This window comes from Mycobacterium sp. 852002-51971_SCH5477799-a, from assembly GCF_001667145.1.
Taxonomy (GTDB): domain Bacteria; phylum Actinomycetota; class Actinomycetes; order Mycobacteriales; family Mycobacteriaceae; genus Mycobacterium.
The window spans coordinates 1-2,075 of sequence record NZ_LZIF01000008.1; the positions used below are offsets into that span (position 1 = coordinate 1).

Here is a 2,075-nt window from a genome sequence, read left to right on the forward strand (position 1 = left end):
CGGCACAGTTTCGATCTGAGCAGCGAGATCTTGTTGCGGGCCACACTGTTTCGCCTCGGCCAAGACGAGCATGTGTTGGTGGTGGTGGTCCACCACATCGCCGCTGATGGCTGGTCGATCACCCCGCTGGTGGCCGATCTGGGCACCGCCTATGGCGCCCGGTGCGCCGGCCACGCCCCGGATTGGGCGCCGTTGCCGGTGCAGTACGTCGATTACACGCTGTGGCAACGGGCCAGTTTCGGGGACCTTGAGGATCCGCACAGCCGCATCACCGCCCAGCTGGACTACTGGCAACAGATGCTGGCCGGAATGCCCGAGCGGCTGGCGTTGCCCACCGATCGGCCCTATCCGGCGGTGGCCGATCAGCGCGGGGCCAGCGTGACGGTGGACTGGCCGGCCGGGTTGGCCCAGCAGATCGCGCGGGTGGCCCGCGAACACAACGCGACCAGTTTCATGGTCCTGCAGACCGCGCTGGCGGTGCTGCTGGGCAAGCTCAGCGCCAGCGCGGATGTGGCGGTGGGGTTCCCGATCGCCGGGCGGCGCGATCCCGCCCTCGATGAGCTGGTCGGGTTTTTCGTCAACACCTTGGTGTTACGGGTCGATCTGGGCGCCAATCCCACCATGGCCCAACTGTTGGCCCAGGTCCGCACCCGCAGCCTGGCCGCCTACGAACACCAAGACGTCCCCTTCGAAGTCCTCGTCGAACACCTCAACCCCACCCGCAACCTGTCCCACCACCCCCTGATCCAAGTCATGCTGGCCTGGCAAAACCTCGCCGCGGAGCCTGCGGCCGCACTGAGTTTGGGTGACCTGCAGGTGACGTCGCTGCCGGTGGACACCCAGAGCGCTCGTATGGACTTGACCTTCTCGCTGGCCGAGCGTTGGACCGGGGACGGTGAGCCCGCCGGGATCGGCGGAACGGTGGAGTTCCGCACCGATGTGTTTGATGCGGCCTCTATCGAGGTTTTGATCGCCCGGTTGCAGCGGGTGCTGATGGCGTTGACCGCCGAACCCGCCCAGCACCTGTCGGCGATCGAGGTGCTGGATGCGGCGGAGTGTGCCGAGTTGGATGTGTTCGGTAATCGGGCGGTGTTGGGTCGGGCGGGTACGGGGGTGTCGATTCCGGCGGTGTTCGCGGGGCAGGTGGCGCGCACTCCGGAGGCGGTGGCGCTGGTGTGCGCGGGCGCCTCGATGACCTATCGCGAGCTTGATGAGGCGTCGAATCGGGTGGCGCAGGTGTTGGCCGGCAGCGGGGTGGGCGCGGGACAGTGTGTGGCGTTGGTGTTGCCGCGCAGCGCTGAGGCGGTGATCGCGATCGTGGCGGTGCTCAAGACCGGGGCGGCTTATCTGCCGATCGATCCGGCGCTGCCAGCGGCGCGCATCGGGTTCATGCTCGCCGATGCCGCGCCGATGGCCGCGGTGTGCACGCGCGAGCTGGCCGACCGGCTTGCGGGTTTCGCCGGGGTGGTGATCGAGGTCGATGACCCCGGTATCCAGGGTGTGGCGGGCACACCGCTGCCGGTGCCGGCTGCTGAGGAGGTGGCCCACATCATTTACACCTCGGGCACCACCGGGGTGCCCAAGGGGGTGGCGGTCACCCACCACAACGTGACCCGGTTGTTCGCCTCCTGGGATGCCGGGTTGGTGTTGGGGCCGGATCAGGTGTGGACGCAGTGCCATTCGTATGCCTTTGACTACTCGGTGTGGGAGATCTGGGGGGCGCTGCTACATGGTGGGCGGCTGGTGGTGGTGCCTGAGGAGGTGACCCGCTCCCCGCAGGAGTTGCAGGCTCTGCTGGCCGCCGAACAGGTCAGTGTGTTCAGCCAGACCCCGTCGGCGGTGGGGATGTTGTCTGCCCAGCAGGTCAACGCGGCGGCGTTGGTGATTGCGGCCGAGGCGTGTCCGGCGGCGGTGGTGGATCGGTGGGCGCCGGGGCGGGTGATGGTCAACGCCTACGGGCCGACCGAGACCACGATCTATGCCACCCTCAGCGCCCCGCTGCGGGCGGGGTCGGGGGCCCCGCCGATCGGTGCGCCGGTGGGTGGGGCGGCGTTGTCGTGCTGGATTGGTGGTTG

Annotated in this window: 1 pseudogene; it reads left to right on the forward strand. The window is 68.4% G+C overall.

The window, feature by feature from the left end:
* A pseudogene (locus tag A5753_RS00655) lies at nt 1-2,075 on the forward strand (condensation domain-containing protein); the annotation flags it as partial.